The organism is Vibrio kanaloae, from assembly GCF_024347535.1.
Taxonomy (GTDB): domain Bacteria; phylum Pseudomonadota; class Gammaproteobacteria; order Enterobacterales; family Vibrionaceae; genus Vibrio; species Vibrio kanaloae.
On sequence record NZ_AP025497.1, the window covers coordinates 2,692,134 to 2,715,480 of the forward strand.

Genomic DNA, 23,347 nt, shown 5'->3' on the forward strand with positions numbered 1-23,347 from the left:
AAAATAGAAAAGGTGAGCGTTGGCTCACCTTTTTTGTGCCTGTATGATTTAAGTGGCTAAGATGTAAGCGGAATTGGCCCCGATAGAGTCTAGACACCATTGAACGGTTCCCCTATAATCTATGCCCTATACGGCCCCTTAGCTCAGTGGTTAGAGCGCACGACTCATAATCGTTCGGTCCCCAGTTCAAATCTGGGAGGGGCCACCAAATTAGAAAAGCCAGAACAGTTCACACTGCTCTGGCTTTTTGCTTTTCTGGTTCAGTACCAATCGCGCCCTGCACTTCCTAACCACAAACGAATCGTCCCGCACACAATTCCAATTGTCTCTCTGTGACTAAGCTTACTTTTCTTTTATAAAAAAATCGGCAATATGAGCGTACACAAATCGTTCAATAGTTCAGGGAAGACTCATGAAAGACGAAACACTCTCGATTCACTTCGGCTACGAAACCGATCCAACAACTAAATCAGTTGCGACACCTATTTATCAAACCGTCGCGTATGAGTTCGATGATGCACAACACGGTGCCGACCTATTCAACCTTGCAGTGCCAGGTAATATCTACACTCGTATAATGAACCCGACCAATGATGTGCTGGAAAAACGCATGGCGGCCTTAGAAGGTGGGATTGCAGGCTTAGTCGTGAGTGCAGGCAGCGCGGCGATCAACTACGCGATTCAGACCTTGGCGCAAATCGGTGACAACATTGTTTCAACGCCTCAGCTTTACGGTGGTACTTACACCCTATTTGCTCATATGTTGCCAAACCAAGGGATAGAAGTTCGCTTTGCCAAGGACGACAAACCAGAAAGCTTAGCGGCATTAATCGATGAAAAAACCAAGGCGGTTTATTGTGAAAGTATCGGTAACCCAGCAGGTAATATCATCGACTTAGAACGTGTGGCAGAGCTTGCTCACGCACAAGGTGTACCTGTGATTGTTGATAATACGGTGGCGACGCCTGTGTTGTGTAAACCTATCGATTTTGGTGCTGACATCGTGGTGCACTCACTAACAAAGTACGTTGGTGGCCATGGCACAACGTTGGGTGGTGTTATTGTCGACTCAGGCAAATTCCCATGGGCAGATCACAAAGATCGTTTCCCTGTGTTTAACCAGCCTGAGCCTTCTTACCATGGTGTGGTTTATACTGAGGCGTTTGGTGAGGCTGCGTTTATTGGTCGAGCTAGAACGGTTCCCCTGCGTAATACAGGTGCAGCACTGTCACCAATGAATGCTTTCATGTTAATGCAAGGCTTGGAAACGTTGTCGTTACGTATGGAGCGACACACAGAGAACGCATTGAAAGTGGCGGAATATCTCAAGCAACACGAGAAAGTCAGTTGGGTAAGTTACGCTGGCCTGCCTGATTCAGAATTCTATCCACTTGCTGAAAAGTACATGCAAGGTAAGCCATCGGCCATTCTATCTTTTGGTTTAAAAGACGGTTATGAAGCCGGTGTTCGCTTCTATGATGCGCTGCAAATCTTCAAGCGCCTAGTAAACATTGGCGATGCCAAGTCTCTTGCTTGCCACCCTGCTTCGACGACACACCGTCAATTAAGCGAAGCGGAACAAAAGCAAGCTGGTGTATCACCAGAGATGATTCGCCTCTCAGTAGGTATTGAACACATTGACGATATCTTGGCTGACCTAGAGCAAGCACTTAATGCTTAACGCCGTTAAAGCTAGATCTAACGCCGATCGTTAGCTAACAGGCACAAAAAAGCCCATCACAGGATGGGCTTCTTATTATCTAATTTTCTTAGATAGGCTAACGATTACTCAACCGTTACCGCTTTCGCAAGGTTACGAGGTTGGTCAACGTCGGTACCCTTGATTAGTGCCACGTGGTAAGACAACAACTGCATCGGTACTGTGTAGTAGATAGGTGCTGTTACTTCATTTACGTGAGGCATCTTGATGATCTTCATGTTCTCATCGCTTTCAAAGCCAGCGTCTTGGTCTGCGAATACATAAAGTAGACCGCCACGAGCACGTACTTCTTCAACGTTCGATTTCAGCTTCTCTAGCAAGTCGTTGCTTGGTGCAATAACGACTACAGGCATATCTGCATCGATAAGAGCCAAAGGACCGTGCTTAAGCTCACCAGCAGCGTATGCTTCTGCGTGAATGTAAGAGATCTCTTTCAACTTAAGAGACGCTTCCATTGCGATTGGGTAGAACTCGCCACGACCTAGGAACAATGTGTGGTGCTTATCGGCAAAGTCAGGGGCTAGCGCTTCAATTTCTTTATCAAACGCTAATGCTTTCTCGATATCAGCAGGCAGTTGGTGAAGTGCTTGAACGATTTCCGCTTCTTTCTCTTCATTGATACGACCTTGTAGACGACCAATTGACGTTACCATCATCAGCATCGCTGCTAGTTGAGTTGTGAAAGCTTTAGTAGAAGCAACACCGATTTCCGTTCCTGCGCGAGTCATGAAGGCAAAATCAGACTCACGAACCAGCGAAGAACCTGCAACGTTACAGATGGTCATTGCTGACATGTAACCCTTCTCTTTTGCAAGACGAAGTGCAGCAAGCGTATCCGCCGTTTCACCAGACTGAGACAGAGTCACCAATAGGCTGTTCGGACGAACAACGAAATCACGGTAACGGAATTCAGAAGCAATCTCTACATCACAGCTTACGCCCGCTAGAGATTCAAACCAGTAACGCGCAGCCATGCCTGAGTTATAAGACGTACCACATGCGATGATCTGAACATGTTCAACTTTGCTTAGGATCTCTTCAGCTTTAACACCAATTGCGTTAGTGGTAACCGAAGTTTCAGAGATACGACCTTCCATTGTGTTGATCAGCGCGGTTGGCTGTTCGAAGATCTCTTTTTGCATGAAGTGGCGGTATTGACCTTTATCACCAGCGTCATGTTCAGCGTTTGATTCTACGATTTCACGCTCAACACGCTCGCCCGCAACATCAAATACCGTGACATCACGACGAGTAACCTCAGCAACATCACCTTCTTCTAGGTACATGAAACGGCGAGTGACGCTTAGCAGTGCAAGTTGGTCTGATGCTAGGAAGTTCTCACCCACACCAAAACCGATGACAATAGGGCTACCAGAACGAGCAACAACGATACGGCTAGGATCTTTACGATCAACCGCTACCGTGCCGTATGCCCCCTCTAACTGCTTTGCTGTTTTTTGCAACGCTTCAACGAGAGAAGCCGATGTACGAAGTTCCCACTCAACTAGGTGAGCGATAACTTCAGTATCGGTTTGTGAAGTAAATTCGTAACCACGTTCTTGTAGCATAGCGCGTAGTGCTTGATGGTTTTCAATAATGCCATTGTGCACAACAGCAATATCACCAGACATATGTGGGTGAGCATTCGCTTCAGATGGTTCACCATGTGTCGCCCAACGTGTATGAGCGATCCCCGTACCACCCGTCACGTGTTGCTCTTCTACTGCATCGGCTAACTCTTGTACTTTACCAAGGCGGCGTACACGAGTTAAGTTGGATTCATTATCAACCACAGCCACACCCGCGGAGTCATAACCTCGGTATTCTAGGCGACGTAAGCCTTCTACTAAAATCTCAGCTACATCACGCTGTGCTACTGCACCAACAATTCCACACATATTTTTACTCCATCAATTTTGTTTTATTCCTATTGGCAGCAAGCAAAGGCCATATCTTTATTAAGATCAATAATAGGAAGGTAAATACTTAAAATTTGTTTTTAAGCTGGATCGGTTAAGATCACTCGAACGTCATGTGATTCAATACATGCTTGGGATTCTTCGCCTAAGTCTGTATCGGTAATCAGAATGTCGATGTGTTCCCATGCCAGTTCTAAGTTAGGGATCTTTCGCCCCACTTTTTCCGACTCAACCATCACAATAACTTCTCGTGACACTTCAGCCATAACTTTACTCAGGCCAACCAATTCATTGAACGTAGTTGTGCCTCTATCTAGGTCGATACCATCAGCCCCGATAAACAGCTGGTCAAAATCGTAAGCTCGAAGTACAGACTCCGCGACTTTTCCTTGGAAAGAGTCCGAATGGGTATCCCAAGTACCACCCGTCATTAATAATGTCGGTTCACTTTCAAGTTCATTAAGCGCATTAGCAACGTGCAATGAGTTGGTCATCACCACTAAACCACGCTTGCTATTGAGTTGCTGAATTAGGGCGCCAGTAGTGCTTCCGCTATCGATAACAATACGGTTATGGTCGCGAATTAAATCTGCAGCGGCTTTTGCTAATAAAACCTTTCGAGTCGAAACTTGTTGACCTAGCTCTTCGTTCACAACTTCTTTCGGAAGAGAAATCGCACCACCATAACGGCGTAAAAGCTGACCGTTTTTCTCTAAAGACGCAAGGTCCTTTCTAATCGTGACTTCTGAGGTTTCAAACTTAGCGGATAATTCATCAACACTAACCTCCCCTTTTTCATTCACTAGGTTAGAAATCGCATGCCTTCTGAGCTGAGTGTTTCGTTTCGACATTAAATAAAAGCCACAAAGTTTCGATATGAAACATATTATAATTACAACGAAACCATTTAGTCCATTTATTTTGATCTAAAAAATTAATAAATAGAGATAAAACCTTGTCCTAAGACAATTGTTAAGCAGTGATATTGAACTCATTAGGTGGTAGAATCCGCACCCTAAAAGAAAAAAAATTACAGAACTGACCGTTATTTTTTTGCAACTTACCCCTGATATATTGGCGTAAGTCACAGAAACCCGATGTTGAATCAAAATCTTTTGGTCATAAAATGACTAAAATTGATGAAAGACTTACAACTCTGAAGGACATATTGAAAGTCCCGCGCTTTTACTCAACAGGCACAAAATGTTGATGTAGCGGACCAATCTTCAGAACTTAAATAAATTTCAAATTGTAACAATACTTACCGGAGAGTACCTTCCATGAAAAAGACCAAAATCGTATGTACGATTGGCCCTAAAACTGAATCTGTAGAGAAGCTAACTGAACTAGTAGATGCTGGCATGAACGTTATGCGTCTTAACTTCTCTCACGGTGATTTCGCAGAGCACGGCACTCGTATCGCGAACTTCCGCAAAGTAATGGAAAACAAAGGTGAGCAACTTGCTATCCTTCTAGATACTAAAGGTCCAGAAATCCGTACTATCAAACTTGAAGATGGTAACGACGTAGATCTAGTAGCTGGTCAAGAGTTCACTTTCACAACTGACGCAACAGTTGTTGGTAACAAAGACGTAGTAGCAGTAACTTACCTAGGTTTCGCTAAGGACCTAACAGCGGGTAACACTATCCTTGTTGATGACGGCCTAATCGAAATGGAAGTTATCGCAACAACAGAAACTGAAGTTAAGTGTAAAGTTCTTAACAACGGTGCTCTAGGCGAAAACAAAGGTGTTAACCTTCCTGGCGTTTCTGTTCAACTTCCAGCTCTTTCTGAGAAAGACAAAGCTGACCTTAAGTTTGGTTGTGAGCAAGGCGTAGATTTCGTTGCTGCTTCTTTCATCCGTAAAGAAGAAGACGTTAAAGAAATCCGTGAGCTTCTAAACGCTAACGGCGGCGAGAACATCCACATCATTTCTAAGATTGAAAACCAAGAAGGTGTAGATAACTTCGATTCAATCCTTGAAGCTTCTGACGGCATCATGGTTGCTCGTGGTGACCTAGGTGTTGAAATCCCAGCTGAAGAAGTAATCTTCGCTCAGAAGATGATGATCGAGAAGTGTAACCGTGCACGTAAGATGGTTATCACTGCAACTCAAATGCTTGACTCTATGATCAGCAACCCACGTCCAACTCGTGCTGAAGCGGGTGACGTTGCGAACGCAATCATGGATGGTACTGATGCAGTAATGCTTTCTGGTGAAACTGCTAAAGGTAAGTACCCAGTTGAAGCTGTTACTATCATGGCTCAAATCGCGAACCGTACTGATTCAGCTCTTAAAGCTGAGCTAGGTTCTCGTCTAGACAGCCCACGTCTACGCATCACTGAAGCAGTATGTAAAGGCGCTGTAGACACAGCAGAGAAGCTAGCTGCTCCTCTAATCGTTGTTGCAACTGAAGGCGGTAAGTCTGCACGTTCAGTACGTAAGTACTTCCCAACTGCAAACATCCTTGCTCTAACAACTAACGAAAAGACAGCTGCACAGCTAGTTCTTACTAAAGGTGTTAAGCCAGTTCTTGTTGACTCTATCGAGAACACAGACGCGTTTTACATCAACGGTAAAGAAATCGCTCTACAATCTGGCCTAGGTAACAAAGGCGACATCGTAGTGATGGTTTCTGGTGCTCTAGTCGCTTCTGGCACTACAAACACAGCATCTGTTCACGTTCTATAAGAATGAACCGATTCGCATAAAATATAAAAACGGAGCCTGATAGCTCCGTTTTTTTTGCATCCAGCATGACGACTGAACTACCACCCAAAAAACTCTTTATGATGTGTATTGAGCAGCACAACCATAGGTAAAAAGTACAGTGCACTTAGTTGAAAGCCAAGAATGACTAATGTGCCTATGGTTAACCTCACTAAAAAATCGACAAACATACCACGCCTCTTTTAACCAGACAGTATGATCCTCAAACTCTTGCTCCAACTCACCTAATTCGAAAGCTACCTTTCAAGCTGTTGATAAATATAGCTAACTAGTTAAACTAAGTTACCGGTGTCGTCCTCTTACATCTAATAAACACTCTAATTTGTTGCACCATTTAATACGGTGCAATGTGAAGCAAGCTCGTTTCCTTATTTTTCAGTTTAGCTCAAATTATCATCAGCATTAGACTTTAGTCTAATCCTACAAAAACCGTAGCATATGGATAAAAACCCTTCCTAATAAAATATTAGGAGGCGCAACTGGCTCTTGCTCTTACTTTAGAGCTGCTTAGAAAGGGGCAAGGTACATGGAATAACAGCAGTATCTTGCTTTGTTCAGATAGAAAAGTGACAAAGTTGACAAAATAAAAGCCGCTTAAAAAAGCGGCTTTAACATTATCTCTTAAATAATTCTTGTTTATGCTTTTAACGCTCGTTCACCACGTGCGATGCCAACAACCCCACTGCGAGCCACTTCAAGTACTTCCGTTACTTCAGACAACGCCTGAATGAAAGCATCCAGCTTCTCACTGGTACCGGCCATTTGCACCGTATACTGCGAAGCCGTCACATCCACAATCTGGCCACGGAAAATATCAGCGGTACGCTTCACTTCTGCACGAGCAAAGCCGCTCGCACGTACTTTTACCATCAACAGTTCACGTTCAATGTGCTCAAGTTCAGACACTTCTTGTACTTTAAGTACGTCGATTAGCTTATGCAGCTGTTTCTGAATCTGCTCAAGCTGCATTTCGCTCGAGTTAGTGGTTACGTTCAAACGAGACAGCGTCGGATCATCGGTTGGAGATACGTTCAAAGACTCGATGTTGTAGCCACGCTGAGAAAACAAGCCAACCACACGAGAAAGTGCACCGGGTTGGTTTTCCATTAATAGTGAAAGGATGTGTCTCATATTATGTTCTCTCCGTTTTGCTTAGCCACATATTATCCATACCCTCGCCTTTGATCTGCATTGGGTATACGTGCTCGGTGTCATCGACACTGATATCGACAAATACCAAACGGTCTTTCATCGCCAGTGCTTTTTCCAAACCTGATTCCAGTTCATCCGGAGATGAAATGCGCATACCAACGTGGCCATAAGCCTCAGCGATAGCAGCAAAATCAGGAACAGAGTCCATATATGAGTTAGAGTGACGACCTTGATAAACAATGTCTTGCCACTGTTTTACCATGCCTAAGAAACGGTTATTAAGATTAATAATCTTAACCGGGATATTGTATTGCAGCGCAGTCGACAGCTCTTGGATGTTCATTTGAATACTACCGTCACCGGTTACTACAACCACTTCTTCATCTGGCTTCGCAAACTTAACACCCATTCCAGCAGGTAGACCAAAGCCCATCGTGCCTAGGCCACCCGAGTTAATCCAACGGCGTGGCTTATTGAATGGATAATACAATGCAGCAAACATTTGGTGTTGGCCTACATCAGAAGCAACATACGCATCGCCATTAGTTACTTTATGCAGTGTTTCAATAACTTGTTGTGGCTTAATGCGCTCAGAAGATTTGTTATACGCTAAGCAATCACGATCTTGCCACTGCTTGATTTCGCTCCACCAGCTTTCCATCGCTTGCGCGTCGTTGGTTCCGCCTTGCTCAACAAGCAGATTAACCATGCTCTCTAATACTTTCTCTGCTGAACCTACAATCGGCAGATCCACTTTTACGTTCTTAGAGATAGAAGATGGGTCGATATCAATGTGCATGATCTTCGCATCAGGGCAGTACTTATCTAGGTTATTGGTCGTTCGATCATCGAAACGTACGCCAATACCAAAGATCAAGTCGGCATTGTGCATCGCCATATTGGCTTCATACAAACCATGCATGCCCAACATACCCAAAGAGTTCTTATGAGTGCCAGGGAAAGCGCCAAGCCCCATTAGGGTGCTTACCACAGGTAAATTCAGTGCCTCTGCTAATTTTAACAGCGGCTTATCTGCCTCAGAAATAACAGCACCACCACCGACGTAAAGTACCGGTTTTTTCGCTTCAAGAAGTGCCTTTAATGCCTTCTTGATCTGCCCTTTGTGCCCAGTAAGCGTTGGATTGTACGAACGCATTTTGATGGTTTCTGGGTATTCATAAGGAAGTTTGATTTGTGGATTTAGGATATCTTTTGGCAAATCGATAACCACAGGACCAGGACGTCCTGTCGTTGAAATATAGAATGCTTTTTTAACGACGTCTGGAATGTCTTCCGCTTTCTTTACTAAAAAGCTGTGTTTAACAATCGGACGGGATACACCCACGATGTCACACTCTTGGAAGGCGTCGTTACCAATAAGGTTATTTGGTACGTTACCAGAAATAACGATCATTGGGATTGAGTCCATGTAGGCCGTAGCAATACCAGTAACGGTATTGGTTGCGCCAGGACCAGAACATACAAGTACTACACCGGGTTTACCGGTAGAACGAGTATAACCATCGGCCATATGGGTCGCGGCTTGTTCGTGTCGTACTAATACGTGTTTAATTTCAGCAGTTTTAGCATGCAGGGCATCATAGATATCAAGTACAGAACCACCTGGGTAACCAAAGATTTGTTCTACACCCTCTTCAATTAGAGACTGCACCACCATCTCAGCTCCGGATAACATGGCTGTTTCAGGTTTTGTTGTCATATTGCTCTCCTCACCAGTTTCCAATCACATTTGGTTAACATGTTGGTCTGGTTTTTCATAGTCTAGGGCTTATTCGTAGCCTAATTCGAAATACTTCCACTTTTTCGGCTATGTCTGTCTATCGTGATAACAACAAACAGTAATACGAAACAACTTTAACGCTTTATTATCATCGGGTCTAACCACTATTATTCGTCAACTGTGCCAAACAACCAACTATTAGCTGAAAACAACAAATAAAATCCAAACCAAGCTCAACAACCAGTTTAAAACACTTATGGGTAATAAAAAAAAAGCACTTAATATTTAAAAAGATCGCTATTTATCGATAAATAACAGCCTTATTGATGTGCGCTTTCGCACATTATACAGAGTCTATAGATCCAAAAATCCCCCTAAAAATGCAATCAAATTCGTAGGGGGATTTTTAAACAACTGAAAATTTATCTAAGTAGAAAACTACTTATCTTTCGGCTTTTCAGTGTACATTTCTTCGATTTCGTCTTGATACTTATCATTGATAACCTTACGACGCAATTTCTGAGTTGGGGTCAGCTCGCCATCATCCATAGAAAACGCTTTTGGCAGTAGTTTGAATTTCTTCACTTGCTCAAACTTAGCCAGTTCTTGTTGCAGGTCATTCACACGCTTCTCTAGCATCTCGACGATTTGGTGATGCTTAACCAGCTCAACGCGGTCGTGATATTTGATATTAAGCTCTTTGGCATACTCTTCTAGCGAGTCATAACAAGGCACAATCAATGCAGAAACAAATTTGCGTGTATCAGCAATAACAGCAATCTGTTCGATAAAGTGATCTTTACCAATCGCGCCTTCAACCACTTGTGGGGCAATATACTTACCGCCAGAGGTCTTCATCAACTCTTTGATACGATCGGTAATGAACAGGTTACCGTTTTCATCAAAATGGCCCGCATCACCCGTTTTCAGGAAGCCGTGCTCGTCAAAAGTATTTGCCGTTTCTTCTGGCATTTTATAGTAACCGCGCATCACCATTGGTCCACGCACTAAAATCTCGTTCTTAGCACCAATTTTTACTTCTGCGCCCGGCATAGACATACCAATAGAGTCAGGGTTAAAGCAACGATCATCCCAACACGATACTGTAGCCGTGGTTTCTGTCATGCCGTAGCCAAGTTTTACGTTGATACCGATAGCATGGAAGAAACGACCAATGGTTTCATCCAGCTTCGCACCGCCACATGGCATGAAATTGATGTTGCCACCTAACAATGCACGTAGTTTAGATAGTACAAGCTTATCGGCTAGCGCATGACTCTTCTTAAGAAGCAACGATGGCGTGCGACCTTCTTGGTGACAAACAGAGAGTTTAGCCCCCATGTTCACCGCCCAAGTAAAGAGCACTTTACGGATAAACGGTGCTTTGGATACCTTCTCGTGAATCGCTGAAAAGATCTTCTCGTAGAAGCGAGGAACCGCAGACATAACCGTTGGTTTAACGTCGCTCAACGCATCACGAACTTGCATGGTGTCTTGCAGGTAACAGTTGGTTGCGCCTTTATAAAGGACATAAAAAGTCCAAGCGCGCTCAAATACGTGTGATAAAGGTAAGAAACACAATGAGACATCGTCTTTCGTTAAACTAAGACGCTCATCGTGGCCTTCTAGTTGGTAGCCAATATTGGTGTAATCAAGCATTACGCCTTTTGGTTGGCCAGTGGTGCCAGAGGTATAAATAAGGGTCAGTAAGTCGTCCATGCTTGCATCGGCAAGACGAGTATCAAGTTCAGCTTGCTGTGATTCAACACCGCGAGCCATGAACTCTTTCCAAGAGACAGCAAAGCTGTGGTTTTGAAGGTCGATATTGTCAGACATAGCAACAACGACTTCAAGTTGTTCACATTCATCAAAGAGCTTCACTGCCGCATCAAACTGAACTTGTTCGCCAACAAATAAGATCTTCACATCCGCATTTTGGATAATGTAAGAAGATTGCGCCGCGGTGTTGGTTGGATAAATCGGAACGGTCACAAGACGGGCTTGTAAAGAGGCAAAATCTGCCACTGTCCACTGAGGCATATTGTTTGAATAGATACCGATCTTATCTTGAACTCTCAGTCCTTGAGCCAATAGTGCTAATGAAAGCGTATCGATTTGTTGTCCAAACAGTTCCCAGCTAATACCTTGCCATACATTGTCTACTTTATGCTTCAAAGCTATACGGTTGCCGCCTTGGGCTACTTGGTCACGCAGTCTTTTTACGATATGAAAATCTAAATTGGCCATCTCTTTACCTTTGGCTTACACCTGTAAGCTTTTTTGAGCGCACAAGTGTACCTCTGATCATGGAAAAGGCAACTGATGAAGCTCAAAGTTATCAGTAATAGTACGTCTCACGCTAAGTTTTCTATCAACATAAGCTCACTGTTAACATAAGCCCTATCAACAAAAAATAGTAGGTACAAAAAAGCCCCAAGCCAGACTCCTAGCTTAGGGCTGATAAATCATAGGCATTAATGCTAGTTAAGTGCCACGACTTCGCCACAGATCATCATTAACTGATCTCGTAACCAAATGTGTCCTTTGTCTTTCTCACTTGACTCATGCCAGCTAAGGAAGCCAGAAATCGCTGCATTATTGAATGGGAAGTCTAGGATCTGCAGCTGCTCTTTATTCGCTGCATGTTCAACCATCCAGCGTGGAGCAATCGTGACAAGTTCCGATTGACCAACAACATATAGAACGTTACTCAAGCTCGTACCTTCGTAAAAAGGCATACAATTTAGGTCACGGTACGCTTGCTCTGAGAAGCTACGTTGACCATGAATACGAGACAGTTTAGCGTGCTTTTCATTAAGTAACTCAGCCGCTGTTACTTCACCTTTAATACGAGGGTGAGAAACAGATGCAACAACAACCAACTCATCCTGGAAGATTTCAGTACTTGAGAAGCCCTGCTCATCAAAACGAGCGTAATCAATCACGAAGTCGATTTCTTGGTAACGCATACGCTCAGAGAGCTGACGATCAAATTCGGCATCCATGTGCAATTTAACGCTAGGCGCTTGTCCATGGATTCTCGACATGATCTTAGGAGCAAAACGCATATCACAAGGGCTACAAATTGCCAGTTTAAACAAACGAGAAGACGATTCTGGAGTGAATACCGAGCTTGGTAATTCATTGCGCACTAACTGCAGCGCTTGACGGATTGGGCCAAACAATTGACGAGCACGTTGAGTCGGTTGAATACCACGACCTTGGCGCATGAATAGTTCGTCGTTAAACATCACTTTTAGGCGAGCAACCGCATTACTTACAGCAGGCTGAGACATTCCTAGATTATGAGCTGCACGCGTAATGTTTTGCTCTTGCATTACGGCATCAAATACAGTCAAAAGGTTTAAATCTACTCCACGAAGTGTGCTTTCCATTCTGTAGCTTGCAATTGCACTCATTGCGTCTTTTTTCTCTAACATTCAAATTGCCTCTGGTCAGTTCGACAGCGTTAAATTGGTAATAGTGTGGGAATAGATAACCACCAGTTCTTATATTTATCATATCGATATTTTTCGAATTACCACTACTATTAACCAATACATATCGAGCTAACAACAAGATTGATAAAGAATAATTTTATTTTACCTCCACAATTAAATAGTGCTTAAAAATCAAATAATTGAATAATTATAAAAAAACATAAAATACTGTGTTTATGAGTATCATTGCTACTTATTTAGCTGTTCTATCGTTTGGCTACATTTTCCACCACACATTGAAGTCATGAATTATTTAACCAGTACAATCAAAAACACCACTTATGAGTTAGGTGAGCGAGACATAACTAGGGAAGTCCACCTTGTCCCAAAGTTGTTTTCTTAAGTCATCTTGATGGGACCAATCTCCCGCCAATATCCATTCAACGAGCGCATTTGCGACATCTGGATAAGTAACCACTTCAGCCTGCTTTTCGCTGAGCCATCCACGTAAGATAGCGGCGTCTAAAAAGCTCATTGTTTGAGCCAATCCAAGCGCCTCTAGCGTCGCCACATTGCTCTGTTGTTCGAACTGCCCTTCGAGCGGTTTAAGGAGTAATTTCTTGCCTAACGTTAAAGCCTCAGATGGCAATTCAAACCCACCATTGGCTACCACACCAGAACAGCGATTTAGGTCGAGTTGGAAGCCTGTATGACTGAGTGGTTTGAACTCAATATTTTCGATTCGGTTAGGCTCAATTACGCTCGGGTGGTAACAGACAAAATTGTGAGAAATGAATTTCATTAGTAATTCAGAGATCGCATCCAGATTCTCAAATGGCAAGTAGACCAAAGTGAAGTGTTGTCGATCTATCGTTTTTTCATGACGAGCTAACGTGTGAACGATAGGGGGTAATATTGGCTGTTCAAAGTGATACCAATGCAGCCCAATGCTGTGCTCTGTTGGTGCGAAATGTCGGATCACGGAGTGTTCTATCCAGTTTCCTCCTTCTTTTGGGACATCATAACGGAACGCATTCTGGTGACTTATTCCTATGCAAGGCACACGCTGCCTTTTTGCGGCCCAAGCGGTCACAGGCTCAAAATCGTTAAGCACTAAATCATACGGTGTCAGATCGAGCTGGTTAGTCTCACTGAGAAATCGCCAGATATTATTTTTCATCAATGTCTTGCCGTATTTAACCTTCCCCTGCTCACTGTAAAAAGTTAAACCATGTCGAGTTTGATAGTTTCCAAACGCTTCCATTGAGAAGTACTGACTCTCTTCACGCCCTGAAAAGAGAAAATCAACATCGATATTATGTTGACGAAAAGCCACTGCCATTGCTCGTGCGCGCGCAATATGACCATTGCCTGTGCCTTGTACGCCATATAAGATTTTCATGAATCTTCCTTTAACTTGGTCACTCAAACTCATCGTTGTTACCAACGAAATACTTACAAAATGAAGTTAATGGCGAGACTGGTACAAGCAATACCTAAGGCTGCGCCAATTAATATATCCGTTAAAAAGTGCACACCAAGTAAGACTCGAGAACCAGCAATCACGACAGCCCAGCTCAAGCTAAATAAGTATAGACTTGGATAAAAGTGCCCAATTAAGGTCGCCATCACAAAAGCAGCTGCGGCATGCCCTGATGGCAGGCTGTACTTGTCTGACGGCACAATGTGAGAATGAAGTAACGAGGAGAATTCCGCTGGTCGGCGTCGTTTCAGAGTATTTTTTGCTAACCAATAGATAGGCAGTTCAATAGCAAAGGCCGCCAAGCCAACCATTAAAAACTGTCGCCCCGTATAGCCATCAGCCAGTAATGCAATCAGAGCGATGAAAACGTAAAGGTGTCCATCTCCAGTATGAGACACTGCTTTACTGAGTGCTGCATGTTGTCCGCTATAACGACTCTTTAAACAGAAAATAGAAAATGCCACATCCCAGCGGACAATAGGTTCGATTGTACGCATACGATCTCCTTAACAATCCTTATTCAGTTAAGGATCAAGTTATGCCCAACAAATGACAGTTAAGTGACGTTTTGAATGAACTAAAATGAAATTTTCCATGGTTGAGATGTGGCTGATTCAGCGGTATCGGATGGCTTACTCATCTATCATAAAAATAAAGCGACTCTAGGCCGCTTTATCATTTATTGCTTACTTTCTGGCTTCAAAGCTCTATAGCGAAAGGGGCTCGTGCTTCTTAACCAAACCAAAATCAGCCAATATCGAATAGGCCGCTGGGATCATAAACAGCACCAACAAAGTTGAGGCAAATATCCCGAACACAATCGAAATCACCAGAGGCTGAATAACCTGAGCCTGCAAGCTGGTTTCCGTCAATAGTGGTAATAGACCAGCTGCTGTGGTCATTGACGTTAAAAATACCGCACGGAACCGCTCGCGGCTGGCTTTAACAACCGAGTCATGCACGCTATCACCCTCATCGACATGGTGGCGAATGTATTGCACCAACAAGATGGAATCATTGACCACGATCCCAGCAAGCGACACAAAGCCCATCATGCTTGGCATACTTAACGCGTGCCCTAACAACCAGTGACCCACAACGACACCAATAAAAGCCAGTGGAATTGCCAACATTACGACCACAGGTTCTAGGTAGCTCCTGAATTGATAACTAAGAATCGCAAACACACCGAATAAGCCGAGTAAAAAGCCTTTGCCCATCGAAGCGCCCGTCTTAGCCGCATCTTTGGCTTCGCCTTCGAAATCAAAACGTAAACCCGGGTATTCTTGAATGAGCTTAGCCGCTTCTTCTTTTTGGAACTGAGCCAAAATCGCGGAAGAGCTCGCTTTCTTATTATCTATGTCACCGAAGATACTGATCGTTCTCAGCCCATCAATACGTTGGATTCGCACGTAGTTACGTTGGAAATCTAATGTCGCCAACGTTGCTAGCGGGATCTGACTACCATCTGCGGTAATGATTGGGAAGTTAGCTAGCTGCTGTATGTCGCCCGCTTGCTCCTTATCAAGACGCACTTCAATCGAGATATTCTCAACACCGATTTGAATCTCGTCCGCCGTTTGCCCAAAGAAAGCCGCACGCAATTGGGAAGCGATCATCTGCCCATTCACGTTGTAAGTCTCAGCACCTGGACGCAGCTTCACCAAGATCTCTTCTTTACCCATGCGCATGTCATCCAGCACACCGTGCACCCCATCGAACTGATTGAGGTATTCCTGAATATCCAAAGAAGCCGATTTCAACGCACTCAGGTCATCATGTTTGGCTCGAATTTCAATAGCACGACCGCCCGGCCCCATTGTAGGTTGCTTGAACACTAACGAGATAGGATCTGCCAAGTTACCAATGTCTTCGCGCCATGCATCAATGAAGTCATCGATAACCGTGTTACGGCTCTCTGCACCACGCAAATCTAAACGCACAGTGGCTAAGTGCGGGCCTGATTCATTGGCATCAGCGTTGGCATTAAATTGGCTGGTGATGTGCTCAACCAGTGTGTTGCCTTCTTCGACCTCTTCGCTCCATTGCTTGTTCAAACGCTCAGCAGACGCGACTATTTTGTCGACCACTCTCTCGGTTTGAGACAGTGATGCCCCCGGAGGAAGAATGATACGCGCCTCGGCAATATCGCCATCCAACTCAGGGAAAGGCTGAAATTTGACAACCCCACCAGCAATCAACGAGATAGATAGAAGCAACAAGGTTATCACTCCGCCCATAAAGGCGTAGCGGAAGGTCACGACCTTCTCGACCATGTTCATCAAAGTGGTATTACGGAAGTTCTCGAATTTCTCTAGCAGCACCACTTTGAAGCGCAGCGCTGGCTTGTCATTTTTTTCTTTATGTAATGAATGAGATAAGTGGTTTGGCAGAATAAGAAAGGCTTCAATCAAGCTCAACGACAGCACTAAAATAAGTACTTGAGGCACGGCTTTAAGCACCGCTCCAATTTCTCCATCAAGAAATAGTAAACTACCGAAAATACAGACTGTGGTTAGGAAAGAAGACAACACACCGGGGAGCACTTTCTTAACGCCGTTGTATACCGCGTCATCAACGTTTTGTCCCCGCTCTAAATGGGAGGCTATCGATTCGGCGATCACGATGGCGTCATCCATCATAATACCGATCGCCATCAACAAGCCGACCAGCGACATAATGTTGATCGACAAGCCAAGGTTAGCCATTAAGAATAAACCACCTAGGAAGGCAACGGGTAATCCAGCCGCCACCCAGAATGAATAGCGTAAACTGAAGAACAGCCACATAGTTGCAAACACTAGCACAATACCTTGCCAGCCATTGCGTACCATCATGGTTAGTCGATCCCAAAGTACAGACGAGAGATCATTGGTCATTTGCAGTGTCACGCCATCAGGGGCAATTGCGCTCTGGTCTTCCACGAATCGCGTCACATTCTCTTTGATTCGCAACGCATCGTCTTCCTTATTCTTGCTGATCTTTAGTAGTGCAGATGGCTTGCCATCAAACAAAACCTTCTGTTCATCCAGTTCAAAGCGATCGGTTATCTTGGCAATATCCCTCAAGCGGATCACAGAGCCATTCGGCGCCGATCCAACCACGATACTCTCTAATTCAACCGGAGTGATACGTCTTTCATCAAAACGAATCAGAAAGTTTTTATCTGGTGTTTCAACGTTACCACTCGGCAGCTTTACGTTCTGACGACCAATTTGATCGGCAATATCTCCAACACTCAAACCTAACTGACGAATGGCTTGGGTATCCAGTTCCACACGATATTGATGATCAGAGAAACCACTGACCTCGACCAATGAGACATCGTAATCAAGCTTCATGGTGCGCTTAAGATTTTCCGCGTAGGCCTTAAGTTCTGGCCATGACGTTTCAGCTGTTATAGCGATATCAACAACCGGTTCGTTCCAATCCAGCTCTTGAACAACAGGCGATTCAATCTCAGTTGGGAAATCATTGATCGAGTTGATCTGAGTTTGCACGTCCACCAGCATTCGACCGATATCTGCTTTCTCATTCAACTTGAGAATTAAACGCGCACTGCCTTCGATCGCCTCACATTGAGTCTCTTCAATGTTAGCTAATCCATCGACCGCGTCTTCCATTCTTACACACAAGCTCTCTTCTACTTCTTGTGGCGAAGCGCCGGGGTAAACGATCGCCGCCATAATATAAGGTGGATCATACGCGGGGAAGGTTTCACGCTTGATGGTAGACAAAGAAGCCAAACCCATGATCAGCAACCCAAGCATCAACAAATTGGCTGCCGTTGGGTGCCTAGAGAAGAACTTGATCATGAGGCGATCTCCTCAGTATCAGCGGAAAGCTCATCATCATTTGAGCGAGACTCTTTCAATAACATGCCTTCAATCGCAGGGAGAACATCGTTAAGGATCAATTTATCTCCGGCTTGTAGATCGCCACTCACAACCACTTGGTTATCTCTGCGATAAAGCACTTCAACACTCACCACTTGCAGACGCTGGCTGTCATTCATCAGGTAAACCTTATCGCCATGCAAAGCACGCTCAGGTACAACCCAACTCAGGTTCGCCATACCTTCAATCTCCGCTTTGACGAACATGCCATTCACCAACGGAGTAGCACTGCTTGGCTGTAAGGCTGAATAATCTTGATTGATTTCAAGAATGATCCCCGCGGTGGCTTGGTGTTCATCAACGGTTTCACTGATTCTTGCGACCTTCGCAGGCCAGCTCAGATTCAAGCTGCCACTGTTCATCTGGATCGTCGCTTTAATCGGTGCTTGGTAAGGGTTAGGAATGCCTGCTGCATCACGAGGGAACTGAGTAAAGCTTGAGGCTAAAGTTTGCATATCGTGAATAGAGAGTTGCGCCTCAACTTCCATAACGTCAATCCCATGAGCAACAAACATCTCTTGCTGAAGATTAACCACTTGGTTTTGTTCAATATCAACCTGAGCGATTCGCATTGCTCTTGGCAAAGTGATGGTCGTTTTATCCAAAGAACGTTGCGCCTCTTTCACTTTAGATACATTGACCTTAATCACCGCTTCCGCGACGCGCTTTTCATCTGGCATTAAAGCGATTTGATTCTGTATATCTAACACCAACTTCTGTTGAGAGAGTGCGCTTTGTTGTTGCAGGTCGACATCCGATTGCGAGGTAAGCCCTTTCTTACGAAGATCCTGTTTACGTTGCAGCTCTTTGTTACTGATCACTAAACGATTCTTTTCGATCTTTAATGTTTGTTGTAGGTTGTCTTCTTCTTGATTCAACTTCGCGAGTGAGGTCTGGCTTGATTTAAGATCCGCCTCGGCTTGTATCAGCTTCAATTCGTAATCTAAGGGATCAACCTTAAGTACGACCGTTCCCTCTGGGATCACCTGCCCTTTTTCAAGATCTGGATGCCGATAGACTATTTGCCCTGTCACCTCGGCAATCGCTTTCCATTCAACCTTAGGCACCACTCTGCCAAAGCCCACCGCCAACGGCGCGATCATCTGTTGTTCTAAGCTGACCGTTTCGACTAAACGAGCCCTATCTCCCGCGGGTTTAGTCGGCAGATCAAGCTTAAAATTAATCGCAACCACCAAACCAATAACACCAACCGCTAGTGCTGGAAAAAAGAGGAGCTTTTTACTTATTTTCATTATCTTGATTCCTGCAAGGGAGTAGCGCTAGATACATTGATAAAACCTTCGGTCATCAATTGAATGTTGTGTTCAATTAAACGATTAAGAAAGGCTTCGTTAAGCTCAATACCGTGGATCGCTAACAAAGGTGGCGGTGCGATAAAAGGAAATACCATTAGGCTAATGTACGAAACGCGACACAGTTTTGGATCCATGTTCTTCTTCAATATGCCCTGCTCGACTAACTTTTCAAAGATGACATCTTGGGCTGGCTTAGCCACATCTTGAAATACTTTTTCTAACAATTCTCTTTGAACCTCAGAGGGAGGCATATTCATCACTTGGGCAATCAAGCGAGGAAACTTAGGCACCTTAACCATCTCCTTATAATAAGTTCGCATTAAATCAAGAAAATTCTCATGGCTGCTCTCTGCCACCAACTTCTGCATCTGTATTTGCATCGGACGTAGCGTTTCACGCAGCATCGCTTCAAACAATCCGGCTTTATTGCCAAAGTAGTAACGGATCATCGCAATGTTCACTCCAGCACGCTCTGCAATTAAACGTGTCGAGACTTTATCGTAAGGTTGAATAACGAACAGATCTCGAGCGTGCTCGATGAGTAGCTGCCTGACATCAAGGTTTTGTTGAGGTCGCCCTGCTTTACGCGCTGCCATCATTGAGACCTATCCTATTAATTAATCACACGATTAATTATAGGGATAAATCAACACAGTAGTAGAACATTAATTACTCACTATTTAATCGATTGATTAATTAATTTGCCCATACCTTCGATTTAGTTGATGAATCGTTCCGACAAAAAGATTTACTACAAAGTTTTAACCTATACATAAGCCAATCGATAAACTAACCCGCCAGTACAAAACCACCAATCAGTCGATACATCCAACATGAAAGAAAAAAACAGCACAAACCAAACAAAAACACCACCAAAGCACACTGATATTGGATTTTCTCGTTTGACGCTCAGAATAAATTGCGGTAAATATGGTGTTAACAGTTTATTTACGGATATTTGTGTAATGATTTTTTCTTCTTCTCGACTGCTGAAACTTCTCCTTATCGTGAACCAATCGCGCGGGTAAGTTGTGGGTCAAGAACTACACAAATATTAAAACCCGCGCTGAGCGGGTTTTTTTGTAACTGGCACTTTTAAAAGAACATCATTCTTAATAATAATTTGGATAGCAATCGATTTATTGTCGATATAAGGAAGCACCCATGAACGATCAAGTAATAATTTTTGATACGACCTTACGTGACGGCGAGCAAGCTCTTGCAGCAAGTCTCACGGTAAAAGAGAAGTTACAGATCGCTTACGCTCTTGAGAGGCTGGGTGTGGACGTTATTGAGGCTGGCTTCCCAGTTTCTTCTCCCGGTGATTTCGAATCGGTTCAAACGATTGCGAAACACATCAAAGATAGCCGAATTTGTGCGCTTTCTCGTGCCGTTGCCAAGGATATAGACGCCGCAGCAGAAGCACTAAAAGTCGCAGAACAATTCCGTATCCATACCTTCATTTCAACCTCAACGGTTCACGTACAAGATAAATTGCGCCGTAGCTATGACGATGTTGTTGAGATGGCAGTAAAAGCCGTTAAACACGCTCGTAACTATACCGATGATGTTGAATTCTCTTGTGAAGATGCAGGGCGCACCCCAATTGATAACCTATGTCGCATGGTGGAAGCCGCCATCAACGCTGGCGCGAAAACCATCAACATTCCAGACACGGTAGGCTACACAGTGCCTAATGAGTTTGGTGGTATTATCCAAACTCTATTCAACCGAGTTCCAAACATTGATAAAGCCATCATCTCGGTGCACTGTCACGATGACTTAGGCATGTCGGTTGCTAACTCCATTGCGGCGGTACAAGCGGGTGCTCGCCAAATTGAAGGCACGATTAACGGTATTGGTGAACGTGCGGGTAACTGTTCTTTAGAAGAAGTCGCGATGATCATCAAAACTCGCCAAGAGCTTTTGGGTGTTCATACTGGTTTGGATCATAAAGAGATTCACCGTACCAGTAAGTTGGTTAGCCAGCTTTGCCATATGCCAATTCAAGACAACAAAGCTATCGTTGGTGCTAACGCATTCAGCCACTCTTCAGGCATTCACCAAGATGGCATGCTAAAGAACAAAAACACTTATGAGATCATGACCCCTGAGTCCATTGGCTTGAAAAACAAGGCATTGAACCTAACAAGCCGCAGTGGCCGTGCTGCCGTTAAGAGCCACATGGACGCTATGGGTTACAAAGACAATGAGTACAACCTAGATTCATTGTACGAAGACTTCTTAAAGCTTGCTGACCGCAAAGGCCAAGTGTTCGATTACGACCTAGAAGCACTAATGCACTTCGCAAACCTACGTGATGAAGATGACTTCTATAAACTGAATTACCTAAGCGTACAATCTGGTAGTGTTATGTCCACCACCAGCATCAAACTGCAATGTGGAGATGAAGAGAAATGCGAAGCGGCTGTTGGTAACGGCCCTGTTGATGCCTTATACCAATGCATCTACCGCTTAACGGGTTATGAAATCGTGCTAGACAAATTCGACCTAACCGCAAAAGGTGAAGGCGAAGATGGTTTAGGCCAAGCCGATATTATTGCTAACTATAAAGGCCGTAAGTACCACGGTACGGGCGTTTCAACCGATATCGTTGAGGCTTCTGGTCAAGCGCTACTGCACGTTATTAATAGCATTCAGCGCGCAGACACCATTGCAGAAATGAAACAGCAAAGAATCGCGACAGTTTAATATCCAATAACAGAGCCCTAGAGCCGATGTTATTGGCTTTAGGGACAAAATTTTAAAGAGCTGTCATAGCTCAGTAACAAGAATTAAAGGATTAACATGACAGATAAATCATACAAAATTGCCGTACTACCTGGTGATGGCATTGGCCCAGAAGTAATGCAACAAGCACATAAAGTGCTAGACGCGATCGAAAAGAAGCACGCGATTAGCTTTTCTCGCGAAGAGTATGATGTTGGTGGAATTGCGATTGATAATCACGGCAGTCCACTTCCAGAAGCAACAGTAGCGGGCTGTGAAGAATCTGACGCGGTACTTTTTGGTTCTGTCGGCGGACCTAAGTGGGAGCACCTTCCACCAAACGATCAACCAGAGCGTGGTGCCCTACTTCCTCTACGCAAGCACTTCCAACTGTTCTGTAATCTACGCCCGGCACAAATCCACAAGGGCTTAGAGTCGTTCTCTCCACTTCGCGCTGATATCTCTGAGCGTGGTTTTGACATCGTGGTTGTACGTGAACTAACAGGCGGCATCTACTTCGGCCAACCTAAAGGTCGCGAAGGCGAAGGCGCAACTGAAAAAGCGTTTGATACAGAGGTTTACCACCGTTACGAAATCGAACGTATTGCAAAAATTGCGTTTGAATCTGCACGTCTACGTAACAAAAATGTTTACTCAATCGACAAAGCGAACGTTCTACAGAGCTCTATCTTATGGCGTGAAGTGGTTGAAGAGATCGCAAAAGATTACCCAGATGTCACGCTAAACCATATGTACATCGACAACGCGACCATGCAGTTAATCAAAGACCCATCTCAGTTTGACGTAATGCTATGTTCAAACATCTTTGGTGACATTATCTCTGATGAGTGCGCAATGATCACGGGTTCTATGGGTATGCTTCCTTCTGCAAGCTTGAACGAAAGTAACTTCGGCCTATACGAACCTGCAGGTGGCAGCGCTCCAGATATTGCAGGCAAGAACATCGCGAACCCAGTCGCACAGATTCTTTCTGCCGCGCTAATGCTTCGTTACAGCCTAGGCGAAGAAGCGGCAGCACAAGATATAGAAACTGCGGTATCTAAAGCGCTTTCAGCAGGCGAGCTAACAGCAGACCTAGCAGGCGGCAACCAGGCGCTGACGACATCTGAAATGGGTGACAAGATTGCAGAGTATATCTTAGCTTCATAAGCTAGACGCTCTAGAATTAAAGCAAGTACATAAGAATAATATCAAGCC

At 44.3% G+C, this 23,347-nt stretch carries 15 protein-coding genes and 1 tRNA gene; 5 read left to right on the forward strand and 11 right to left on the reverse strand.

The window, feature by feature from the left end:
* Window positions 1-132 precede the first annotated feature (132 nt).
* A tRNA-Ile gene (locus OCV24_RS12140) sits at window positions 133-208 on the forward strand.
* Window positions 209-412: 204 nt separating this feature from the next.
* The gene (locus tag OCV24_RS12145) at window positions 413-1,681 is read left to right on the forward strand and encodes an O-acetylhomoserine aminocarboxypropyltransferase/cysteine synthase family protein (RefSeq protein WP_150878662.1); all 1,269 of its coding nucleotides are present in this window, start codon (window positions 413-415) and stop codon (window positions 1,679-1,681) included.
* A gap of 104 nt (window positions 1,682-1,785) precedes the next feature.
* Here the strand turns inward: OCV24_RS12145 and glmS are convergent, their stop codons facing one another.
* Window positions 1,786-3,618, reverse strand: a complete 1,833-nt coding sequence (gene glmS, locus OCV24_RS12150) for a glutamine--fructose-6-phosphate transaminase (isomerizing) (RefSeq protein ID WP_017055996.1) — start codon at window positions 3,616-3,618, stop codon at window positions 1,786-1,788.
* Window positions 3,619-3,719: 101 nt separating this feature from the next.
* On the reverse strand, window positions 3,720-4,490 hold the full coding sequence (locus OCV24_RS12155) for a DeoR/GlpR family DNA-binding transcription regulator (protein WP_029626931.1): 771 nt from the start codon (window positions 4,488-4,490) through the stop codon (window positions 3,720-3,722).
* Between the two features lie 429 nt (window positions 4,491-4,919).
* On the opposite strand from OCV24_RS12155, the gene pykF reads away from it, so the two are divergent.
* The gene (gene pykF / locus OCV24_RS12160; protein WP_017061403.1) at window positions 4,920-6,332 is read left to right on the forward strand and encodes a pyruvate kinase PykF; all 1,413 of its coding nucleotides are present in this window, start codon (window positions 4,920-4,922) and stop codon (window positions 6,330-6,332) included.
* Window positions 6,333-7,007: 675 nt separating this feature from the next.
* Here pykF and ilvN read toward each other — a convergent pair.
* The 9 genes from ilvN to OCV24_RS12205 all read right to left on the reverse strand — a co-directional run bounded on the left by ilvN (window position 7,008) and on the right by OCV24_RS12205 (window position 19,995).
* Window positions 7,008-7,502, reverse strand: coding sequence for an acetolactate synthase small subunit (ilvN, locus tag OCV24_RS12165; RefSeq protein WP_004735875.1), 495 nt, complete (start codon window positions 7,500-7,502; stop codon window positions 7,008-7,010).
* A 1-nt stretch (window position 7,503) separates the two neighbouring features.
* Window positions 7,504-9,243, reverse strand: coding sequence for an acetolactate synthase 3 large subunit (locus OCV24_RS12170; RefSeq protein ID WP_077679934.1), 1,740 nt, complete (start codon window positions 9,241-9,243; stop codon window positions 7,504-7,506).
* Window positions 9,244-9,702: 459 nt separating this feature from the next.
* Entirely contained in the window at window positions 9,703-11,511 is a 1,809-nt protein-coding gene (locus OCV24_RS12175; RefSeq protein ID WP_017055990.1) for an AMP-dependent synthetase/ligase, read from the reverse strand.
* 233 nt (window positions 11,512-11,744) lie between these two features.
* The gene (gene leuO, locus OCV24_RS12180) at window positions 11,745-12,704 is read right to left on the reverse strand and encodes a transcriptional regulator LeuO (protein ID WP_017055989.1); all 960 of its coding nucleotides are present in this window, start codon (window positions 12,702-12,704) and stop codon (window positions 11,745-11,747) included.
* Between the two features lie 346 nt (window positions 12,705-13,050).
* Complete coding sequence (locus OCV24_RS12185; protein WP_046224529.1) at window positions 13,051-14,106, reverse strand: MJ1255/VC2487 family glycosyltransferase; 1,056 nt, start codon at window positions 14,104-14,106, stop codon at window positions 13,051-13,053.
* 53 nt (window positions 14,107-14,159) lie between these two features.
* Window positions 14,160-14,684 carry a phosphatase PAP2 family protein gene (locus OCV24_RS12190; protein WP_150878664.1) on the reverse strand — a complete coding sequence of 175 codons (525 nt, stop codon included), beginning with the start codon at window positions 14,682-14,684 and terminating at the stop codon, window positions 14,160-14,162.
* A gap of 210 nt (window positions 14,685-14,894) precedes the next feature.
* Window positions 14,895-18,002 (reverse strand): efflux RND transporter permease subunit, encoded by a 3,108-nt coding sequence (locus tag OCV24_RS12195; protein WP_150878666.1) that lies wholly within the window; start codon window positions 18,000-18,002, stop codon window positions 14,895-14,897.
* Window positions 17,999-19,336, reverse strand: coding sequence for an efflux RND transporter periplasmic adaptor subunit (locus OCV24_RS12200; protein WP_146442338.1), 1,338 nt, complete (start codon window positions 19,334-19,336; stop codon window positions 17,999-18,001). The genes OCV24_RS12195 and OCV24_RS12200 overlap by 4 nt, the downstream gene beginning before the upstream one ends.
* On the reverse strand, window positions 19,336-19,995 hold the full coding sequence (locus OCV24_RS12205; protein ID WP_029626927.1) for a TetR/AcrR family transcriptional regulator: 660 nt from the start codon (window positions 19,993-19,995) through the stop codon (window positions 19,336-19,338). Before OCV24_RS12205 ends, OCV24_RS12200 begins: the two co-directional genes overlap by 1 nt.
* A gap of 568 nt (window positions 19,996-20,563) precedes the next feature.
* On the opposite strand from OCV24_RS12205, the gene leuA reads away from it, so the two are divergent.
* Both leuA and leuB read left to right on the forward strand, forming a co-directional pair.
* Window positions 20,564-22,111 (forward strand): 2-isopropylmalate synthase, encoded by a 1,548-nt coding sequence (leuA, locus tag OCV24_RS12210; protein WP_150878668.1) that lies wholly within the window; start codon window positions 20,564-20,566, stop codon window positions 22,109-22,111.
* 96 nt (window positions 22,112-22,207) lie between these two features.
* On the forward strand, window positions 22,208-23,299 hold the full coding sequence (gene leuB / locus OCV24_RS12215) for a 3-isopropylmalate dehydrogenase (RefSeq protein ID WP_060467115.1): 1,092 nt from the start codon (window positions 22,208-22,210) through the stop codon (window positions 23,297-23,299).
* Window positions 23,300-23,347: the final 48 nt, after the last annotated feature.